At 54.6% G+C, this 17587-nt stretch carries 16 protein-coding genes; 12 read left to right on the top strand and 4 right to left on the bottom strand.

What is annotated here, in order from left to right:
• Positions 1–112: 112 nt before the first annotated feature.
• Both IEX96_RS12035 and IEX96_RS12040 read left to right on the top strand, forming a co-directional pair.
• Positions 113–2005, top strand: coding sequence for a TonB-dependent receptor (locus IEX96_RS12035; RefSeq protein WP_505706230.1), 1893 nt, complete (start codon positions 113–115; stop codon positions 2003–2005).
• Between the two features lie 191 nt (positions 2006–2196).
• Positions 2197–3219: an adenosine deaminase gene (locus IEX96_RS12040; RefSeq protein WP_188873994.1), complete on the top strand. Its 1023-nt coding sequence runs from the start codon at positions 2197–2199 to the stop codon at positions 3217–3219.
• Here the strand turns inward: IEX96_RS12040 and fliP are convergent.
• Positions 3216–3923 carry a flagellar type III secretion system pore protein FliP gene (gene fliP / locus IEX96_RS12045; RefSeq protein ID WP_150006320.1) on the bottom strand — a complete coding sequence of 236 codons (708 nt, stop codon included), beginning with the start codon at positions 3921–3923 and terminating at the stop codon, positions 3216–3218. The genes IEX96_RS12040 and fliP overlap by 4 nt on opposite strands.
• 62 nt (positions 3924–3985) lie before the next feature.
• Positions 3986–4378 (bottom strand): flagellar biosynthetic protein FliO, encoded by a 393-nt coding sequence (locus IEX96_RS12050; protein ID WP_188873995.1) that lies wholly within the window; start codon positions 4376–4378, stop codon positions 3986–3988.
• A 190-nt stretch (positions 4379–4568) separates the two neighbouring features.
• On the opposite strand from IEX96_RS12050, the gene flgB reads away from it, so the two are divergent.
• The 10 genes from flgB (at position 4569) to msrA (ending at position 14972) form a co-directional block, all read left to right on the top strand.
• Positions 4569–5000, top strand: coding sequence for a flagellar basal body rod protein FlgB (gene flgB, locus IEX96_RS12055; RefSeq protein WP_188873996.1), 432 nt, complete (start codon positions 4569–4571; stop codon positions 4998–5000).
• 35 nt (positions 5001–5035) lie between these two features.
• Complete coding sequence (flgC, locus tag IEX96_RS12060) at positions 5036–5434, top strand: flagellar basal body rod protein FlgC (RefSeq protein ID WP_150000801.1); 399 nt, start codon at positions 5036–5038, stop codon at positions 5432–5434.
• A gap of 34 nt (positions 5435–5468) precedes the next feature.
• A complete protein-coding gene (gene fliE / locus IEX96_RS12065; RefSeq protein ID WP_229773715.1) occupies positions 5469–5762 on the top strand; it encodes a flagellar hook-basal body complex protein FliE in 294 nt (97 codons plus the stop codon).
• 97 nt (positions 5763–5859) lie between these two features.
• Entirely contained in the window at positions 5860–6126 is a 267-nt protein-coding gene (gene fliQ / locus IEX96_RS12070) for a flagellar biosynthesis protein FliQ (RefSeq protein WP_150000708.1), read from the top strand.
• Positions 6127–6132: 6 nt separating this feature from the next.
• Positions 6133–6891: a flagellar biosynthetic protein FliR gene (gene fliR, locus IEX96_RS12075; protein ID WP_150000707.1), complete on the top strand. Its 759-nt coding sequence runs from the start codon at positions 6133–6135 to the stop codon at positions 6889–6891.
• Between the two features lie 10 nt (positions 6892–6901).
• Positions 6902–7996 (top strand): flagellar biosynthesis protein FlhB, encoded by a 1095-nt coding sequence (gene flhB, locus IEX96_RS12080; RefSeq protein ID WP_150006311.1) that lies wholly within the window; start codon positions 6902–6904, stop codon positions 7994–7996.
• Positions 7997–8044: 48 nt separating this feature from the next.
• On the top strand, positions 8045–10375 hold the full coding sequence (locus tag IEX96_RS12085) for an ATP-binding protein (RefSeq protein ID WP_188873997.1): 2331 nt from the start codon (positions 8045–8047) through the stop codon (positions 10373–10375).
• Between the two features lie 133 nt (positions 10376–10508).
• Positions 10509–11573 (top strand): recombinase RecA, encoded by a 1065-nt coding sequence (gene recA, locus IEX96_RS12090; protein ID WP_150006309.1) that lies wholly within the window; start codon positions 10509–10511, stop codon positions 11571–11573.
• A 166-nt stretch (positions 11574–11739) separates the two neighbouring features.
• Positions 11740–14415 (top strand): alanine--tRNA ligase, encoded by a 2676-nt coding sequence (alaS, locus tag IEX96_RS12095; protein ID WP_188873998.1) that lies wholly within the window; start codon positions 11740–11742, stop codon positions 14413–14415.
• Positions 14416–14441: 26 nt separating this feature from the next.
• Positions 14442–14972: a peptide-methionine (S)-S-oxide reductase MsrA gene (gene msrA, locus IEX96_RS12100; RefSeq protein WP_150006308.1), complete on the top strand. Its 531-nt coding sequence runs from the start codon at positions 14442–14444 to the stop codon at positions 14970–14972.
• 10 nt (positions 14973–14982) lie between these two features.
• Here the strand turns inward: msrA and IEX96_RS12105 are convergent, their stop codons facing one another.
• Both IEX96_RS12105 and IEX96_RS12110 read right to left on the bottom strand, forming a co-directional pair.
• Complete coding sequence (locus IEX96_RS12105) at positions 14983–16695, bottom strand: Na/Pi cotransporter family protein (protein WP_150006307.1); 1713 nt, start codon at positions 16693–16695, stop codon at positions 14983–14985.
• Between the two features lie 94 nt (positions 16696–16789).
• Positions 16790–17506, bottom strand: coding sequence for a flavodoxin family protein (locus tag IEX96_RS12110; RefSeq protein WP_150006306.1), 717 nt, complete (start codon positions 17504–17506; stop codon positions 16790–16792).
• Between the last annotated feature and the right edge of the window lie 81 nt (positions 17507–17587).

A 17587-nucleotide genomic window follows, 5' to 3' on the forward strand; every position in this document is an offset into this window, starting at 1 on the left:
TACATTTTTTTCTGCAATCTGTATTGCTGCTATCGTAATTTGGTGGCTTTAATGAGTCCTGAACCTAGGGAATACCGATTTCGATCTGAATGCATCGCAACCCGTATCGCTGATCTATGATGAAATCGTCATGGAAAACCCGATCCTGAAGGGTATGCCTGCCTTCGATCTGGACCGTGTGGAAGTGTTGCGCGGACCTCAGGGAACCTTGTTTGGCCGCAATACCCCGGCCGGGATCGTCAAGCTCGACGCCAAAAAGCCCACGCAAGAATTCGATGCCTATGCCAAGTTCAACTATGGCCGCTTTGATACCATCGAATTCGAAGGCGCTGTTGGCGGCCCGATCGTACAGGACGTGCTGGCCATTCGCGCATCGGTGCGCCATCAGCACCGCGATGATTATGTCACCAATGAAGCCCCCGGGTTCCTTGGCAACCGTGATCAGACCGAAGGCTATGATGATTTCGCGGGCCGGGTGCAGTTGCTTTACACACCCACGGATCGCTTCAGCGCCTTGGTGAACTTCCATGCACGTTCACTTGATGGCTCGTCGCGTGTGTTCCGCGCCAATATCATCAAGCCGGGCGTTGGCGGGCTGGTGGATGATTTCGATCGCCGCAGCGTCACTCAGGATGGCGTCAATAATCAGGAACTGGATCAGCGTGGCCTTACTGCCAAGCTGGAATATGACATGGGGGATTTCACCATCACCTCCATCACCGGCTTTGAACATGGCGAAGTGTTCTCTGTGGGCGATGTGGATGGCGGTTTTGGTGGCGAGTTTGAAGGCGTGCCTTCCACTCCCGGCTTCATTCCGTTCAATGCGGCAACTGCTGATGCCGTGCCCGATCTGGATCAATGGACGCAAGAACTGCGTATCGCCAGCAATGATCTGGGGATGGTCGATTTCCAGGCCGGATTCTTCTATTTCAATGAAGATCTGAAAATCGAGAGCACCAACTTCAATTCACTGGACAATAATGCTCCCAACGGCTTTGCCGCGCAGCGTCAGAAGTCTGAATCCTGGGCCATTTTTGCCAATGTGAATATCGAAGTGACCCCCGATTTGGTGATCGAAGGCGGCGTGCGCTACACTGAAGACGACAAGGATTTCACGGCATCCCGTGAATTGTCGCCTTTGTCGTTCCTTGGCGTTGGTCCTATCGGGCCTTTGGAAGCCAATCCTTCGGACGAAGTTCTGAGCTGGGATGTGAGCGCAACCTATACCATCAATGATGATGTGAGCGTTTATACACGTGCAGCCAAGGGCTTCCGCGCCCCGTCTATTCAGGGCCGTTTGCTGTTCGGTGATGAAGTGACTGTTGCTGATACGGAAGAGATTTTCTCCGTGGAAGCCGGTGTGAAGGCAGAACTGTTTGACCGCCGTGCCCGTGTCAATTTCTCGGCCTATGTCAGCGATATGGATGGCCAGCAACTGACAGCGGTGGGCGGTGATGCCAATTTCAACCGTCTTGTGAATGCGGCGGATACCGATCTGGCCGGTGTGGAACTGGATCTGGAATGGGCGGTAACGAGCAATCTGTTCGTGACAGCCGGCACCAGCTATAATTTCACGGAAATCAACGATCCTGATTTGCGCACGCAGTTCTGTGCCGCCTGCACGGTGCTGGACCCCATTGTGGATGGTCTGGCAGCCCTTGACGGCAATGACTTGCCACAGGCTCCACGTTGGATCGCCAACTGGACAGCACGCTATGGTATCCCTGTTGGGAATGATGGCGAGCTTTATGCCTATACCGATTGGGCCTTCACCAGCGAAAAGAACTTCTTCTTGTATGACTCGGTGGAATTCCGCAGCGGGAAAGAGCTGATCGGTGGCCTGCGGGTTGGTTATGCTCTGGAAAATGGCAAATATGACTTTGCCCTTTATGGCCGCAACATCACCGACGAAACGGAACTGAAGGGCGGGATTGATTTCAACAATCTCACCGGTTTCGTCAATGAGCCTCCGATTTGGGGTGTTGAGCTGTCTGCCAAATTCTAAGGCAGCTTTCCAGGCTTTCGGAAAAAAGGCCCGGGGATTTTGTCCCCGGGTTTTTTGTTGCGCGTTTGCCTTCATTGAAAACGCCATATGGTTCGTCAGCGGCCGAACGGGCATCGTGCGGTGCGCGTCCCATCCGTTGAAAGCACAGGGCGGGACGGTTATGGTTTTCGCTCAACAAGGAGCACCATGCCGTGGACAATGAGTTAAAAGATTTTGTCAAAGGCCTGCCGAAGGCCGAGTTGCATTTGCATTTGGAAGGCTCTTTGGAGCCGGAGTTGATGTTTGCACTGGCGCAGCGAAACGCTGTTGCCATTCCTTATGAGACTGTGGACGCCGTTCGGGCTGCTTATGACTTTTCCAATTTGCAGGATTTTCTGGATATTTATTATGCGGGCGCCGATGTGCTGCGCCATGAACGCGATTTTTATGATCTGACCATGGCGTATCTCAAACGCATGGCTCAGGAAAATGTGCGGCATGTGGAGGTGTTCTTCGATCCGCAAACCCATACCGACAGGGGTATTGCCTTTGAAGCCGTGGCAGATGGGATATTGGCGGCTTTGGATGATGGTGAGCGTGATTTTGGCATCACATCGGGGTTGATCCTGTGCTTTTTGCGGCATCTGAGCGAAGAGGCCGCCTTTGATGTCTTGGCCATGGCCGATCCTTATCTGGATCGCATTTCAGGCGTGGGGCTGGATTCATCGGAACTGGGCCATCCTCCTTCCAAATTTGCACGGATATTCAAAGAGGCAGGCGCACGAGGGCTGAAGCGCGTTGCCCATGCGGGGGAAGAAGGCCCTGCACCCTATATCCATGAAGCGCTGGATATATTGCATGTGGACCGCATCGATCACGGCAATCGCTGCCTTGACGATCCGGAATTGGTCGCACGGCTTGCCCGCTCCGGCATGACACTGACCCTGTGCCCGCTGTCCAATCTGAAGCTTTGTGTGATCGACGATATGGCCCATCATCCTTTGAAACGCATGATGGAGAGCGGCCTTCATGTGATGGTGAATTCCGACGATCCGGCTTATTTTGGCGGCTATCTGACAGACAATTATCTGGCAGTGGCGCAGGCTTTGAATCTTAGCCGCGATGATCTGGCGGTGTTGGCAAAAAACAGCTTCCGTGGGTCATTTCTGGACGAGGCGGCAAAAGCCCGCCATATGGCAGCCATTGACGATTATATAGCGGCTTATCCCGGCTAACCGCCATTGAAGCTTTTGAGAAGGCTGCCGGCCACCAGATGCCAGCCATCCACCAACACGAAAAAGATCAGCTTGAACGGCAGGCTGATCAGCACCGGTGGCAGCATCATCATCCCCATGGACATCAGGATCGAAGCAATCACCAGATCGATCACGATAAACGGGATGTAAATTAAAAAACCGATCTCGAAGGCCCGTTTCAATTCGCTGATCACAAAGGCCGGGATCAGGCTGGTCAGCGGCACGGCTTGCGGTGTTTCGGGGCGTTCGGTGTCGGCCGCATCCAGGAAAAGCTCCAGATCCTTTTCACGCACATTGGCAAGCATGAAATCCTTGAACGGTCCGGTGGCTGCAGGGAACGCCTCTGCAGGGGTGATTTCTTCGTCGATCATTGGCTGAACCCCTTGTTGCCATGCGGCTTGCAAGGTGGGCGCCATGATAAAGCCGGTCAGAAACAAGGCGAGGCTGATCAAGACCACATTGGGCGGGGTTTGCTGGGTGCCCAAAGCCGAGCGTAAAAGCGACAACACCACTACCATGCGGGTGAAGGATGTCATGACAATAAGGATCGAAGGCGCAAGGGTGAGGACGGTGACCAGCAGCAATAATTGCACCACACGGCCCGTCAGGGTGCCGTCTTGCCCCATATCTATCGACAGGGACTGGGCAAAAGCTGGAGCTTGCCAAACCAGCATCAGCAGCATAGCGATACTGACCGCTGCAAAGGGCAGAAGCCATTTATGGGGCCATGTGCGCGCTGCCTGGCTCAATGGGAGGCTCCTTGATGGCTTTCGGATTGGTTATAGGGTGCGGAATTGGGCTGTGTGTCGCTGGCTCGCACAGGTTTTTCCGGAATATTTTTTTCCACCACAAAGCCGCCGGACTGATTGACCATCACAAGATGTTCCTGATCGTCGCAGGAGACCAGAACCAGGTAATTACGGGCATCCACATTGAGCTTTTCCTTGATAACCAGCCGCCGTGAGGCGCGCTTTTTCCCAAGGATAGCCATGCTGTCCGTTCTGCCAAAACGGCGCACCAAATAGGCAAGCGCCGCAATCAGGCCGATGACGATCAGCAAAGAGAATATGGCATTGGCGACATCAAGGCTGGTCATAAAGGCTTTCTGCGACAAAAACGCCAGAAGGTAAAGCGCCATGGAACGCCTTTATGGTAAAAATATCCTTAAACTTGCCAAAGACTTGGCAATAAGGCAGGTTGCGCGAAAATCTTAACTTGCTCTTAACCGGTTTTGTTTGATTATGTCCTGTGTTTCTGGTGTGAGCAATCATGGCCCATGGCCGGTTTGACGGCCAGGACACCATGACATGAGGGGAAGGACTGAGAGCATGGATCTCTCGAAGATCCCATTGATGGCGGCGATCAAAGACCGGATGCAGTGGCTGAATCGCAATCAGACTGTGCTGGCCAAGAATATCGCCAATTCTGATACGCCGGGATATAAGCCGCAGGCGCTTGCGGCGCAGGATTTCAGCGCTTTGGTGGATAGCACGTCCGCTTCCCGGACTGCGGGACCGCGCTCTGTGGGGTTGCGGGCAACCCAGTCCGGGCATTTTGCTGGTGCCGGTGATGGCTCTGACGGGCTTCGCGTGGTGGATGCACCGGTCACGGAAGTGGCGCCGGATGGCAATGCGGTTGATTTGGAAGAGCAACTTCTTGCTGTGGCCCAAAACCAGATGGATCACGGCATGATGGTTGAACTTTACCGCAAACAGGTCGGGTTTTTGCGGTCGGCCTTGCGCGGATCGAATGGTAATTGATTGGACGGGGAGACTGGGCTGTGGACAATGATCTGATGAAGGCGATGCAGGTTTCCGCATCGGGCTTGAAAGCCCAAACCACGCGGATGCGTGTCATCGCGGAAAATCTGGCCAATTCCGCATCGGAAGCCTCAAGCCCCAATGAAGATCCTTATCGCCGCAAAACCGTTACCTTCGCCAATGTTCTGGACCGCACGCTGGATGTGGAAATGGTGGAAGTAAAGAAAGTGGAATTCGACAAGGCCGATTTCGGCACCCGCTTTGATCCCGGCCATCCCGGTGCCGATGCCAATGGCTATGTGAAAACGACCAATGTGAATGGCATGGTGGAAGCCATGGATATGGGGCAGGCGCAGCGCACCTATCAGGCCAATCTGAATGTCATTGATGCCATTAAATCCATGAGCGTACGGACCTTAGAAATTCTGCGTTAAATTTATACCGGAGCGATATGTGATGGATACCAAAATGCTTGATGCTGCAAATGCTTATGGGGCGTCTCTTGGCCGCATGGGCGGTGGCGCTGCCGAGATTGCCAGCACAGGCAGCGGTTTTGGTGCCATGGTGGAAAATATGGTTTCCGAGACGACAAACGCCGTATCGGCTGCGGAAAGTGTTAGCGCACAGGCGGTCGCAGGTCAGGCGGATATGGTGGATGTGGTAACGGCTATTTCCAATGCGGAAATGGTGCTTGAAACGGTGACAACGGTACGGGATCGGGTAATTTCCGCGTATCAGGAAATCATGCGCATGCCGATTTAACGGGGAGCCTGAATGGGTTAGCCATATTTTTGTGCCGCAGGCCCAAGACTGCGGCTTTTCTTTTAATCAACCACGTTAACCATAGAGGGGCGGCCCGGTGAACGGTGCGGATATTCTGGATGTAGCGCGGGATGCAATTTACACGCTGTTGATCGTGTCCGGTCCGGTGATGGCGGTGGGCCTTGGGGTAGGGCTGATCATCGCGTTGTTTCAAGCGCTGACCCAAATTCAGGAAATGACCCTGACCTTCGTTCCGAAAATTATCGCCATCTTCTTGTCCCTGTTGTTGTTCCTTCCTCTTATGGGCGCGCAGATGGGGGATTTGATGATGCGGTTGATGGATCGGGTGGCCAGCGGAGGATAACCGGCCGTGTTGCAAGAGATCCTGCCCGTTGAAATCTTTGGGTTCTTGTTGGTGCTGGTCCGCATTGGAGCCTTGTTTGGTTTTGCGCCGGCCTTTGGCGAACAGCAAATCCCGCCACGCATCCGGATCGCCGCAGCGGTCGGGGTTGCAGGGATGGTCTATGGTCTGGTTCGCGCCGACATGCCGCAAATTCCATCCAGTCCGATCCTGTTGGCGGCGCTTTTGATCCTTGAATTCCTGATTGGCTTGATGATCGCCATGACCGCCCGGCTGATCCTGAATGCGCTTAATGTGGCGGGGACCATCGTTGCGTTTCAGACCAGCTTGGCGGCCTCGCAACAGTTTGATCCGACCCAGGGCCAGCAAAGCGCCATTTTCGCCAGCTTCTTTTCCGTAACGGGGGTGGCGCTTTTGTTCGCCACCGATCTGCATTTGCTTATGCTGAATGCCATGGTGGACAGTTACAGCCTGTTCCCCGTGGGGCAAATGCCGGTTCTGTCGGGCTTTGCCCAAGCGGTTCTGGATGTGGTGGCGGATACATTCTTGCTGGGTGTGCAAATTTCTGCGCCATTTATCGTATTCGGTGTGGTGTTCAATATCGGCCTTGGGCTGACGGCTCGGCTGATGCCGCAGCTTCCCGTCTTTTTTGTTGCGATGCCTTTGAATATTTTTATGGGGTTTCTGATTTTGCTGATCGCTTTTCCGGCGATGATGATGTGGTTTTTGAGCGCGTTTGAAGAGCAATTGGCAGTATTCCTGACCTGAGGAGGGGCGCATGGCGGAGGGCAATGAAGACGACGCCCAAAAAACGGAAGACCCCTCTGCGAGAAAGCTGGAGGAAGCGGCGAAGAAAGGGGATGTGCCACAAAGTCAGGAGCTTAAGCATTGGATGATGCTGGTTGCTGGCGCGTTCGCCTTTTTGCTTACTGCGGATATCACGACGACAACGGTACGCACGCAAACGGCGGGGTTTTTATCCCACGCCTATGACATTCCCATGGATGGCTATGCGATTTTGAGCCTGATGCGCGAGGTGGGGGGCAAAATCCTGCTGGTTTTGCTGCTGCCAATGGGGATTTTGCTGCTGGGGGCTTTGGCGGGAAATCTGGTGCAGAACAAGATTATGTTCACCACCGAAAAGCTGATGCCCAAGCTGGATAAAATTTCCCCTTTGGCCGGGGCAAAGCGGATGTTTTCCGCACAAAGGGTCGCGGATTTCCTTAAAAGTCTGGCGAAATTGCTGATTGTCTCTCTTGTGGTGGGAATGATCGTCTGGCCGGAACGGGGCTTGCTTGTGGCCTTGGTCAGCCAACCGGTTCAATCCATGACAGAAACAACGGTCGCCTTATCCTTGAAAGTGATGTTTGGTGTGATCGGGGCGATGACAGTGGTGGCCGGGATCGATCTGGTCTTTCAACGCATGCAGCACACCAAGAAAATGCGCATGTCCAAACAGGAAGTGAAAGACGAACACAAGCAGATGGAAGGCGATCCCATGGTCAAGCAGCGCTTGCGCCAGATCCGTCTGGAAAAATCCCGTAAGCGGATGATGGCCGCGGTGCCCGAAGCCAGCGTGGTGGTAACCAACCCGACCCATTATGCCATTGCCTTGAAATACAGCCATGGGGACATGGAGGTTCCCAAAGTGTTGGCAAAGGGTGTGGACGATGTGGCCATGCGTATTCGCAAAGTGGCAGAAGAGCATAATATCCCGATGGTGGAAAATCCGCCCCTTGCACGGGCTCTTTATGCCACAGTTGAAATTGATGATGATATTCCGCCCGATCATTATCAGGCAGTGGCGCAGATCATCAGCTACGTGCTACGCCTGAAAAAGAGCGGGCGGGCAAGCTATCGTCCGACCAATTAAGGGGGCCTCTGCGGGGGAATTGGGTGGCTTATGAAGGGGTTTCGTCACTTGGCAAAGGGGACAATCAAAGACGGGGCGCGGGCGATGCCTTTCACCGATATGGCCGATCCTTATGAAACCGGCCAGCGTCCTATCCTGATTATTTCCATTGCGGCCTTCACCTTGTCTTTGGCTTGCGTTTTGCTGTTTGGCGCACAGGGAGATTGGTCCAAAGGGCTGACGATCGGGGCCACCGTGTTGTTTGCGGCGGGCGGCGGAATCCTGATTCTGTTGCGTGGATTGCGCCGCACCCAATCCTTGCCGGATCTGGATCAATTATCGGAATTGATCGGTGCTTTGCCTCAGCCTGCTGCTTTGGGTGATGCGCATGGCGATCTGGTTGTTGCCAATGTGGCCTATCGGGCCATGTTCGGGGCTTTGGGGCCGGAAGAGGCCATGAACAAGGCGGCGGATGATGGCTCTTATATCTGTGATATCGCAGGCACCATGTGTTGCGGATATCGCCTGTGGTCCTTTGCCGATCAGACCCCTGACAGGAATAAGGATATCGACCTGACAGTCGGTTCCATAGGGCAAGGATTGAGCGAGATCGAGATTGGGTGCGCCCGCGCCGATGCTTCGGGGAAGGTGATCTATATCAATGAACAATTGGCATTGTGGCTGGGGGTGGCCGATGCGTCGGAAATACCATTACTGACCGCCCGCTTGTTGATTGATCCCAAACGTGCCGAGTTGAAAACCGGTGGCGGCGGTACTTTGTTGAAAAAGGTTTTCTCCGAAGGTGATTTTCCGCCGGACGCGCCGTCTTCCAATGAAACGCCCTCTGGGCGGGTGGTCCTTGTGCACCGTCCCGGTGTGGCCACGGGGGCGGCGGCCGAGGCCGATACATCCTTGCTGAAATCGCTGTTCGATGCGGCCCCTGTGGGGCTGGCGATCGTGGATGGTGACGGGCGTTTGTCGGAATTCAACAAATCCTTCAAACGCTTTGCGCCAAACCGCATGCCCCGCCGCGGCGATATGCTGATTGATTATCTGGCCGCCGATGACCGTGAGTCCTTAAAAAGCGACATCGCTCAAACCGTTCATCAAGCTGTGGTTGCCTCCCCGCGAGAGGTGGCATTCAACACCCAGCCCCCCAGAACCGGGCAGGTGTTTATTTCTCCGCTGGATCGGGTGGAGGGGCGGGCGGCCCTTGTGCATTTGATCGATACAACCCAGCAGAAAAGCCTGGAACGGCAATTTGTACAGGCCCAGAAAATGCAGGCTGTGGGGCAGCTTGCGGGCGGTGTGGCCCATGATTTCAATAATCTCCTTACGGCGATCATCGGATTTTGTGATCTGCTTTTGGTGCGCCACGGGCCGGGGGACCATTCGTTCTCCGATATTATGCAGATCAAGCAAAATGCCAACCGGGCCTCGAATCTGGTGCGGCAGCTTTTGGCTTTTTCACGCCAGCAAACCATGCGGCCAAAGGTTTTGATGATCACCGATGTGTTGGCGGATCTTTCCAATCTGCTGCGGCGCCTGATCGGTGAAACTGTCCAGCTGAATATGATCCATGGCCGTGATGTGGGGGCCGTGCGGGTAGATCAGGGCCAGTTCGAACAGGTGATTATGAATCTGGCGGTCAATGCCCGCGATGCCATGGAAGGGGGCGGCACCCTGACCATCCGCACCAAAGCCGTCGGGCCAGACGATACGCTGGTGCAAAATTATTCGGTGATGCCATTGGGGCATTATGTTTTGATCGAAGTGTCGGATAATGGTCACGGTATTCCGCCTGATATCGTGAACAAGATCTTCGAGCCATTTTTCAGTACGAAGGATGTGGGGAAAGGCACAGGGCTGGGTCTGTCCACGGTTTACGGGATCATCAAGCAGACCGGCGGCTTTATTTTTGTGGACAGCACTGAAGGGGACGGGTCCACCTTCCGTGTTTATCTGCCGGTGCACAATCATGTGCCGGAAGAAACGCAGCCGCAAGCGCCCGCCGCTGCCCGCGACCTGACAGGCAAAGGCACGATCTTGCTGGTGGAAGATGAAGATGCTGTGCGAATGTTTGCATCGCGTGCCCTTGGCAATAAGGGATATACAGTGTTGCAAGCGGCCTCTGGTGAGGAAGGGCTGGCTATCGTTCGTGAAGAAGTGGGCAATATTGATCTGCTGATTTCCGATGTGGTGATGCCCAATATGGACGGCCCCACCCTGGTTTCCAAGGCGCGGGAGTTGCGTGCCGATTTGCGCGTGGTGTTTATCTCCGGCTATGCGGAAGATGTGTTCCGCAAAGGGGTTGGCGAAGGCAGCGACGATTTCCTTTTCTTGCCAAAGCCCTTTTCTCTCAAACAATTGGCAGAAACGGTCAAGACCGCTTTGAGTTGAAATTCCTTGGGGTTTTCTTCAAAAATGCGACGAGAACAAAAGAAGAATATTTTGTCTTGCCGAAAAAGAACAAAGACGGTACATTCGCTCATGATTGATCCATATGCCAAGGCATGAAATAAGGAGCGAAGAAATGGCTGGTGCCACCTTGAAAGTTGTTGGGGAGCAATCCGTGGATAAACAAAAAGCGCTCGATGCCGCCTTGGCTCAAATTGATCGGGCATTCGGTAAGGGTTCGGTGATGAAATTGGGGCAGCGCGGCCCCAGCATGGAAGCGGATGTGGTGTCCACGGGGTCTTTGGGGCTTGATATTGCCTTGGGGATTGGTGGCTTGCCAAAAGGCCGAATCATTGAAGTTTATGGCCCGGAAAGCTCCGGTAAAACCACATTGGCCCTTCATACCGTTGCGGAAATGCAAAAAACGGGCGGTGTGGCGGCATTCGTGGATGCCGAACATGCGCTTGATCCGGCTTATGCCAAAAAGCTGGGTGTGGATGTGAATGAATTGCTGATTTCCCAGCCCGATACCGGCGAACAGGCGCTTGAAATCGCCGATACATTGGTGCGGTCGGGGGCTGTGGATGTTCTGGTGGTGGACTCCGTTGCCGCCCTTACTCCGCGGGCCGAGCTGGAAGGGGAAATGGGCGACAGCCATGTGGGGCTGCAGGCACGGCTGATGAGCCAGGCTTTGCGTAAGCTGACAGGCTCCATTTCCAAATCCCACTGCATGGTGATTTTCATCAATCAAATTCGTATGAAAATCGGCGTGATGTATGGCAATCCCGAAACCACCACTGGCGGTAATGCTTTGAAATTCTATGCCTCTGTCCGGCTGGATATTCGCCGCACCGGCCAGATCAAAGACAAAGACGATATTGTAGGCAATGCCACGCGGGTGAAAGTGGTGAAAAACAAGATGGCCCCGCCGTTCAAGCAGGTTGAATTCGATATCATGTACGGGCTTGGCATTTCCAAAATGGGGGAAGTGTTGGATCTGGGGGTGAAGGCCGGCGTGGTTGAAAAATCCGGCTCATGGTATTCTTATGACAGCCAGCGCATCGGGCAGGGGCGTGAAAATGCCAAGACTTTCCTGCGTGAACATCCTGAAATCGCCGATACCATTGAACAAGCGGTGAGAAAAGCATCGGGTCTTGTGTCGCAAAAGATGCTGACGGAAGACGGTAAGCCAGAGGCGTAATACGTGCGTTTTCCGTTCTTTGACGGGGCTGTCTGGATCGCTCTTTTACAGGTGGGCCGGAATTTCGCTGCGGGTGGGCCTTGACGGCAGCCCCGTGATGAAAGACATGATGTGCGTATCGACGCCGTCATTTCCTTAGCCAGCCTGTTTGAGAATGAATCCCGTTATGAGCCGTCCTTCAGATACAAATTCTGTCCGTCAAAGTTTTCTTGAATTTTTCGGTGAGCGGGGGCATCAGCCGGTGCCATCCGCGCCACTGGTGCCCAATAACGACCCGACCCTGCTTTTTACCAATGCCGGGATGGTGCCTTTCAAAAATGTGTTCACCGGTGCGGAAACACGCGATTATAGCCGGGCGGTTTCATCGCAAAAATGTTTGCGGGCGGGCGGCAAGCATAATGATCTCGATAATGTGGGCTACACGGCGCGGCATCACACTTTTTTCGAGATGTTGGGGAATTTTTCCTTCGGGGATTATTTCAAGGATCAGGCCATTGGCTTTGCGTGGGATCTGGTAACCGGCACCTTCGGCCTTGATCGTGATCGTTTACTGGTCACCGTTTATCATGATGATGATGAAGCCTTCGATCTTTGGCGGAAAATCGCCGGCCTTCCGGAAGATCGGATCATCCGCATCGCCACGTCGGACAATTTCTGGTCCATGGGCGATACCGGGCCCTGTGGGCCATGTTCCGAGATTTTCTTTGATCATGGGGCAGATATTCCGGGTGGCCCGCCGGGCAGCCCTGATGAAGATGGCGACCGCTTTATCGAAATCTGGAATCTGGTGTTCATGCAGTTTGAACAGCCGGGCGACGGAACCCGCCATGCGCTGCCCAAACCCTCTATCGATACGGGCATGGGCCTGGAACGTATCGCAGCCGTTCTGCAAGGCGTGCATGATAATTATGATATCGACCTGTTTAAAAAGCTGATCGCCGCCTCGGTCGATCTTACGGGGGTGAAAGCGGAAGGCAAAGAACGGGCATCGCATCGGGTTATTGCCGACCATTTACGCGCCATGAGCTTTTTGATTGCCGATGGTGTTTTGCCGTCCAATGAAGGGCGCGGCTATGTGCTCCGGCGGATCATGCGCCGGGCCATGCGTCATGCCCATATGTTGGGAACCCGTGCGCCTTTGATGCACCGTTTGGTGCCCGCACTGGTGGATGAAATGGGCACAGCATTTGGCGAACTGCGGCGGGCCCAGCCTTTGATCACTGAAACCTTGAAGCTGGAGGAAGAGCGTTTCCGCTCCATGCTGGAGCGTGGCTTGCGGCTATTGGATGAAGAGGTGGGGAAATTGTCCCCCTCTCAGGCTTTGCCCGGCGATGTGGCGTTCCGCCTTTATGACACCTTTGGCTTTCCCCTTGATTTGACGCAAGATGCGCTGCGCGAAGATGGGCGCGTGGTGGATAGTGCGGGCTTTGAAACGGCCATGGCCGAACAGCGTGCGAAGGCACGGGCTGCCTGGTCCGGCTCTGGGCAGAAGTCTACGGAAAAGCTGTGGTTCGACCTGCGCGACGAAGCGGGCGGAACGGAATTTTTGGGCTATAACGCCCTTGATGCCGAAGGCAAAACGCTGGCGCTGGTGAAAGATGGCGAGCGGATTGACAGCGTTGATGCCGGCGCCGTTGTGCAATTGGTGGTCAATCAAACGCCCTTTTATGCAGAGTCCGGTGGTCAGGCAGGCGACCGGGGCACGGTATCCGGTGACAATGGGTTTGAAGGCAAGGTATTAGACACGCGAAAGCAGATCGGTGCTCTTTGGGTCCATGATCTTGAGGTGACCTCAGGCAGCCTGCGTGTTGGCGATGTGGTGCATTTGCATGTGGATGCCGATCGGCGCAATCGTATTCGCGCCAATCATTCCGCTACCCATTTGCTGCATGCCGCCTTACGCAAGCATTTGGGGCCGCATGTGGCGCAAAAAGGATCGTTGGTCAGTGATGACCGGCTGCGGTTCGATTTCACCCATCCCAAAGCCCTTGATGCTGACGATCTTGCGCAGATTGAAGCGCAGGTGAATGCGCTTATTCGGCAAAATGGCGATGTTTCCACCCGGCTGATGTCCTATGACGATGCTTTGGAAGCGGGTGCTGTGGCTTTGTTCGGCGAAAAATATGGCGATGAGGTGCGTGTGCTGTCCATGGGAAAAGACACGCAGGACGATGCGGCATATTCCGTGGAATTATGCGGCGGCACCCATGTGCATCGTTTGGGCGATATCGCGCTGTTCAAGATCGTTTCCGAAGGCGCTGTGGCCTCCGGGGTGCGGCGGATTGAGGCCCTGACCGGCGAGGCTGCCCGGCGTTATCTTTTGGATGAAGAGGCTCTTTTGCGTTCGGCTGCCGCACAGTTGAAGGTGGCACCTGCCGATTTGCCCGAACGGGTTTCCCAATTGGCGGATCAGGTGAAAAAGCTGGAGCGTGCGTTGTCGGACGCTAAAAAGGCGCTGGCTTTGGGGGGCGGCTCGGCCAAGGGCGCAGATACCGAAACTTTGGGAGATGTGGTGTTCCTTGGGCAGATTCTGGATGGTGTGAACCCCAAGGATTTGCGGGGGCTGGCTGATGATGCCAAGAAAAAGCTGGGCAGCGGTGTGACAGCCTTTGTGGCGGTGAATGACGGCAAGGCCGCGGTTCTGGTTGGCGTAACCGATGATCTTACCGATCAGCTAAGCGCGGTCGAACTGGTGAAGGTTGCTGCAAAGGCTTTGGGCGGAAAAGGTGGCGGCGGTCGGGCTGATATGGCCCAGGCCGGTGGACCGGATGGGGCAAAGGCTGAAACGGCCCTTGAACATATCCGTGAGATGATTTTACGCGTGAACGCGCCTGCCGAATAATTGGTTTGGCGGCTGGAGACATGGTCATGAAAAAGGCGACACTGGCGGGCGGCTGCTTCTGGTGCACAGAAGCGGTGTTCAAGGATCTGATTGGCGTAGAGGATGTGCAGCCCGGCTTTATGGGTGGGCATGTGGAACGGCCCAGCTATCAAGAGGTGTGCGCGGGCGGCACCGGGCATGCGGAAGTGGCGCATTTTTCCTATGATCCGGCATTGATCAGCTTTTCTGATATTCTGGATGTATTTTTCACCATGCATGATCCCACCCAGATCAATCGCCAAGGCAATGATGTGGGCGAACATTATCGCTCGGCTGTGTTCTTCTATGATGCGGAACAAGAACGCGATGCCCATGCCGCCGCCAAACGTGCCGCCGATATCTGGGACGGGACCGTGGTGACACAGATTGTTCCCGCCGGGCCTTTTTGGGCAGCGGAAAATTATCATGTGGATTATTTCGCCAACAATCCCGACCAGCCCTATTGCGCAGCAGTAGTGGCCCCAAAAGTGGCCAAAGCCCGCAAAATGTGGGCGTCCAAAATGAAACCAAAGGGCTAAGGCAACGCCCCTATTTCGGGGTCAGGCCGGATGCGGGCATCGGAGATAGTTCTCTGGTGCCATCCGGCGTTGTTCCGGCATTTTTCGGTTCTTTGCCGTGATCTTGTGATTGGGCAGAGGCGCGGGCCAGCATATCGCGCAAAGTGCGCGCTGCCTTGGTGATTTGCTCTACCATGCGGCGCATTTGTCTCAAATCGTTTAGCAAAAGATCCAATTTTGCAATGTCGATGGTGCGGTTGCTACCTGATATTAAAAGGGCCGATTTGGCCGCTGCATAGTCTCCTTGAAAACGACTTAGGGCCTGATCCAGTTCTAGCGGATCAGAAACCGCCTTTTGTGCACTTAACGAGACGCAGAAATGCCCCGATTGCAGGACGGTCCGTAAAGCCATTTTGGCATGGGGGTCGCCCAATTCATCCATGAAATGCTGTAATTGGCTGGCGCTGGGGGCCAGATTAGCCGTTTCCGCCAGATAGCGGGTGGTGCGCAAAACCAAAGGAAACTCTAGCGCCGATGCTCTGGACATGCTGTTGGTGCTGATCTCGGTGGTATAATAGGAAATATTGTCGCCAAGGGTGGTCACGGCATGGGCCATCCCCACGATCCCTGCCGGCTTTTGAGAACCGGGCGTGAAGGCGGCAAGAGCAAGCTTTGCTGCCAATAAATGCATGCGCGAGACTTCCTGATAAAGGGCATCAAGTGCCAGAACCGGCATGGAAATCAGCGTGTTGTCCAAATATTTCGGGCGCGACACATCATCTTCTGCGGTTTTGAAAAATCGATTGAGGAACCGCGCAATCCGGTTTGTGAAGGGCAAAAGCACGATGATCCCCAGCAAATTGAAAAAGCTGTGGAACAAGGCCAAAGTTGCGGCGGCGCTTTCCTCCAAGCCCAGAAAATCACCCGCATGACGCACCATCAGGATAAGCAGGGGCAGGATAGCCAGTGCCAAACTAGCCGTGATACCGTTAAAGACAATATGTCCGGCGGCAACACGCCGCGCAGCAGAGGTGGCGCCGATGCTGGCGAGAAAAGCGGTGCTGGTGGTGCCCAGATTTGCGCCGATAATGGCCGCTGCGGCAACAGGCAAAGACAGTGCCCCTTGACTGGCAGCGGTGATGATCAAGGCGATGGAAGCGCTGGATGATTGGGTGATGGCCGTAACCGCAAATCCGATGCCCAGCATGATGACGATGCCGCGCACATCTCCTGAGCCAAAGGCGGCCAGATCCAGCTGGCTGCCAAAGCCTGCGAAGCTGTCTTTCAAAATCGACAGGCCTAGGAAAAAGAGGCCAAAGCCGATCAAGGCGGTGCCAAGGCCCTGAAATCTGCTGCGTCCGGCCAGCATGTGAAAGGCCGTCCCCAAGGCCACAAGCGGCAAGGCAAGGGCTTCGATCCTGAAATCAAAGCCGGTGAGACTGACCAGCCAACCGGTCATGGTGGTGCCCAGATTCGCCCCGAAAACAATGCTCAGGGCTTGCGGCATTGCCAGAATACCGGCATTGACGAAGCCAATGGTCGCAACCGTCACGGCACTGGAAGATTGCACAATGGCGGTGATCAATGCCCCTAAAGACGCCCCGCGCAAATTCGAGCGGGTACCTTTTTTAAGCATGTTGCGCAATCCGGTGCCAGCCATGGCCTTTAGCCCATCGGTCAGCATGGACATGGCGAGCAAGAACAGCCCCAGTCCGCCCAATGTTTCCAGAACCAAGATCGTCATCAGGCTGTCCTTTGCACCGGATTATGGAACGGCTGATACGGCCTGTGAAAGCGATAACCGGGCCAAACAATCAGGATGCTGCGCAGATCGTGATTTAGCGATAGTCAGGATTTTCGAAATCAAAGCGACAACCGGCTTCCCATTTGGAGCGCTGATTGCCATGGGCCGGAATACCACCCGCATCTTTCAGCATCCGCGCCAGATGGAGGAGATTCCATGTCATGAAGGTGGTGTTGCGGTTGGTGAAATCATTGTCCGGCCCGTGTGAGCCCTTGTCCAGATAAGATGGTCCGGGACCCGCTTCGCCAATCCATCCGGCATCGGCCTGTGGCGGGATTGTGTAGCCAAGATGTTGCAATGAATAGAGAATATTCATGGCACAATGTTTGATGCCATCTTCATTGCCGGTGATCAAACATCCGCCAACCCGGCCATAATAGGCATATTGCCCTTGCTCATTCAATTCGCCGGAAAAGCCATAAAGCCGTTCGATGCTGTGGGCGCAAACGCTGGATTTATCGCCCAGCCAGATAGGCGAACAGAGCACCAGAATATCGGCAGCCATAACCTTGTCTTGAATGGCGGGCCAATCGTCGCGGTCGAACCCGTGTTCACGCATATCTGGATAGACGCCGGGGGCCAGATGAAAATCCACCGGCCGCAAGATCTCGGTCTTCACCCCTTGCGCTTCCATGATGTGCTGGGACACACGGATCAGTCCCTCGGTATGGGAGGTGTTGGGGCTAGGCTTTAGCGTACAGTTCAAAAACAGCGCACGGAGGTCGGAATAGGTTGGGTTTGGCACAAGCATCTCCTGAAGGTTGTTCTTCAATAAATGCTCTGGCGCCAGAAAAGTTCCCTCCTATAAGGTTATTGTGCGTCAAACTTAACA

This window comes from Iodidimonas muriae (genome assembly GCF_014647255.1).
Classification (GTDB): Bacteria; Pseudomonadota; Alphaproteobacteria; order Sphingomonadales; family Rhodothalassiaceae; genus Iodidimonas; species Iodidimonas muriae.

Coding starts and splice junctions, on each gene's coding strand:
- msrA (WP_150006308.1), top strand. CDS start 14,442: ATGAAAAAGGCGACACTGGCGGGCGGCTGCTTCTGGTGCACAGAAGCG.
- alaS (WP_188873998.1), top strand. CDS start 11,740: ATGAGCCGTCCTTCAGATACAAATTCTGTCCGTCAAAGTTTTCTTGAA.
- IEX96_RS12105 (WP_150006307.1), bottom strand. CDS start 16,695: ATGACGATCTTGGTTCTGGAAACATTGGGCGGACTGGGGCTGTTCTTG.
- fliP (WP_150006320.1), bottom strand. CDS start 3,923: ATGCTGCTGATGCTGGTTTGGCAAGCTCCAGCTTTTGCCCAGTCCCTG.
- IEX96_RS12110 (WP_150006306.1), bottom strand. CDS start 17,506: ATGCTTGTGCCAAACCCAACCTATTCCGACCTCCGTGCGCTGTTTTTG.
- flgB (WP_188873996.1), top strand. CDS start 4,569: ATGGATCTCTCGAAGATCCCATTGATGGCGGCGATCAAAGACCGGATG.
- recA (WP_150006309.1), top strand. CDS start 10,509: ATGGCTGGTGCCACCTTGAAAGTTGTTGGGGAGCAATCCGTGGATAAA.
- flgC (WP_150000801.1), top strand. CDS start 5,036: ATGAAGGCGATGCAGGTTTCCGCATCGGGCTTGAAAGCCCAAACCACG.
- IEX96_RS12050 (WP_188873995.1), bottom strand. CDS start 4,378: ATGGCGCTTTACCTTCTGGCGTTTTTGTCGCAGAAAGCCTTTATGACC.
- flhB (WP_150006311.1), top strand. CDS start 6,902: ATGGCGGAGGGCAATGAAGACGACGCCCAAAAAACGGAAGACCCCTCT.
- fliE (WP_229773715.1), top strand. CDS start 5,469: ATGCTTGATGCTGCAAATGCTTATGGGGCGTCTCTTGGCCGCATGGGC.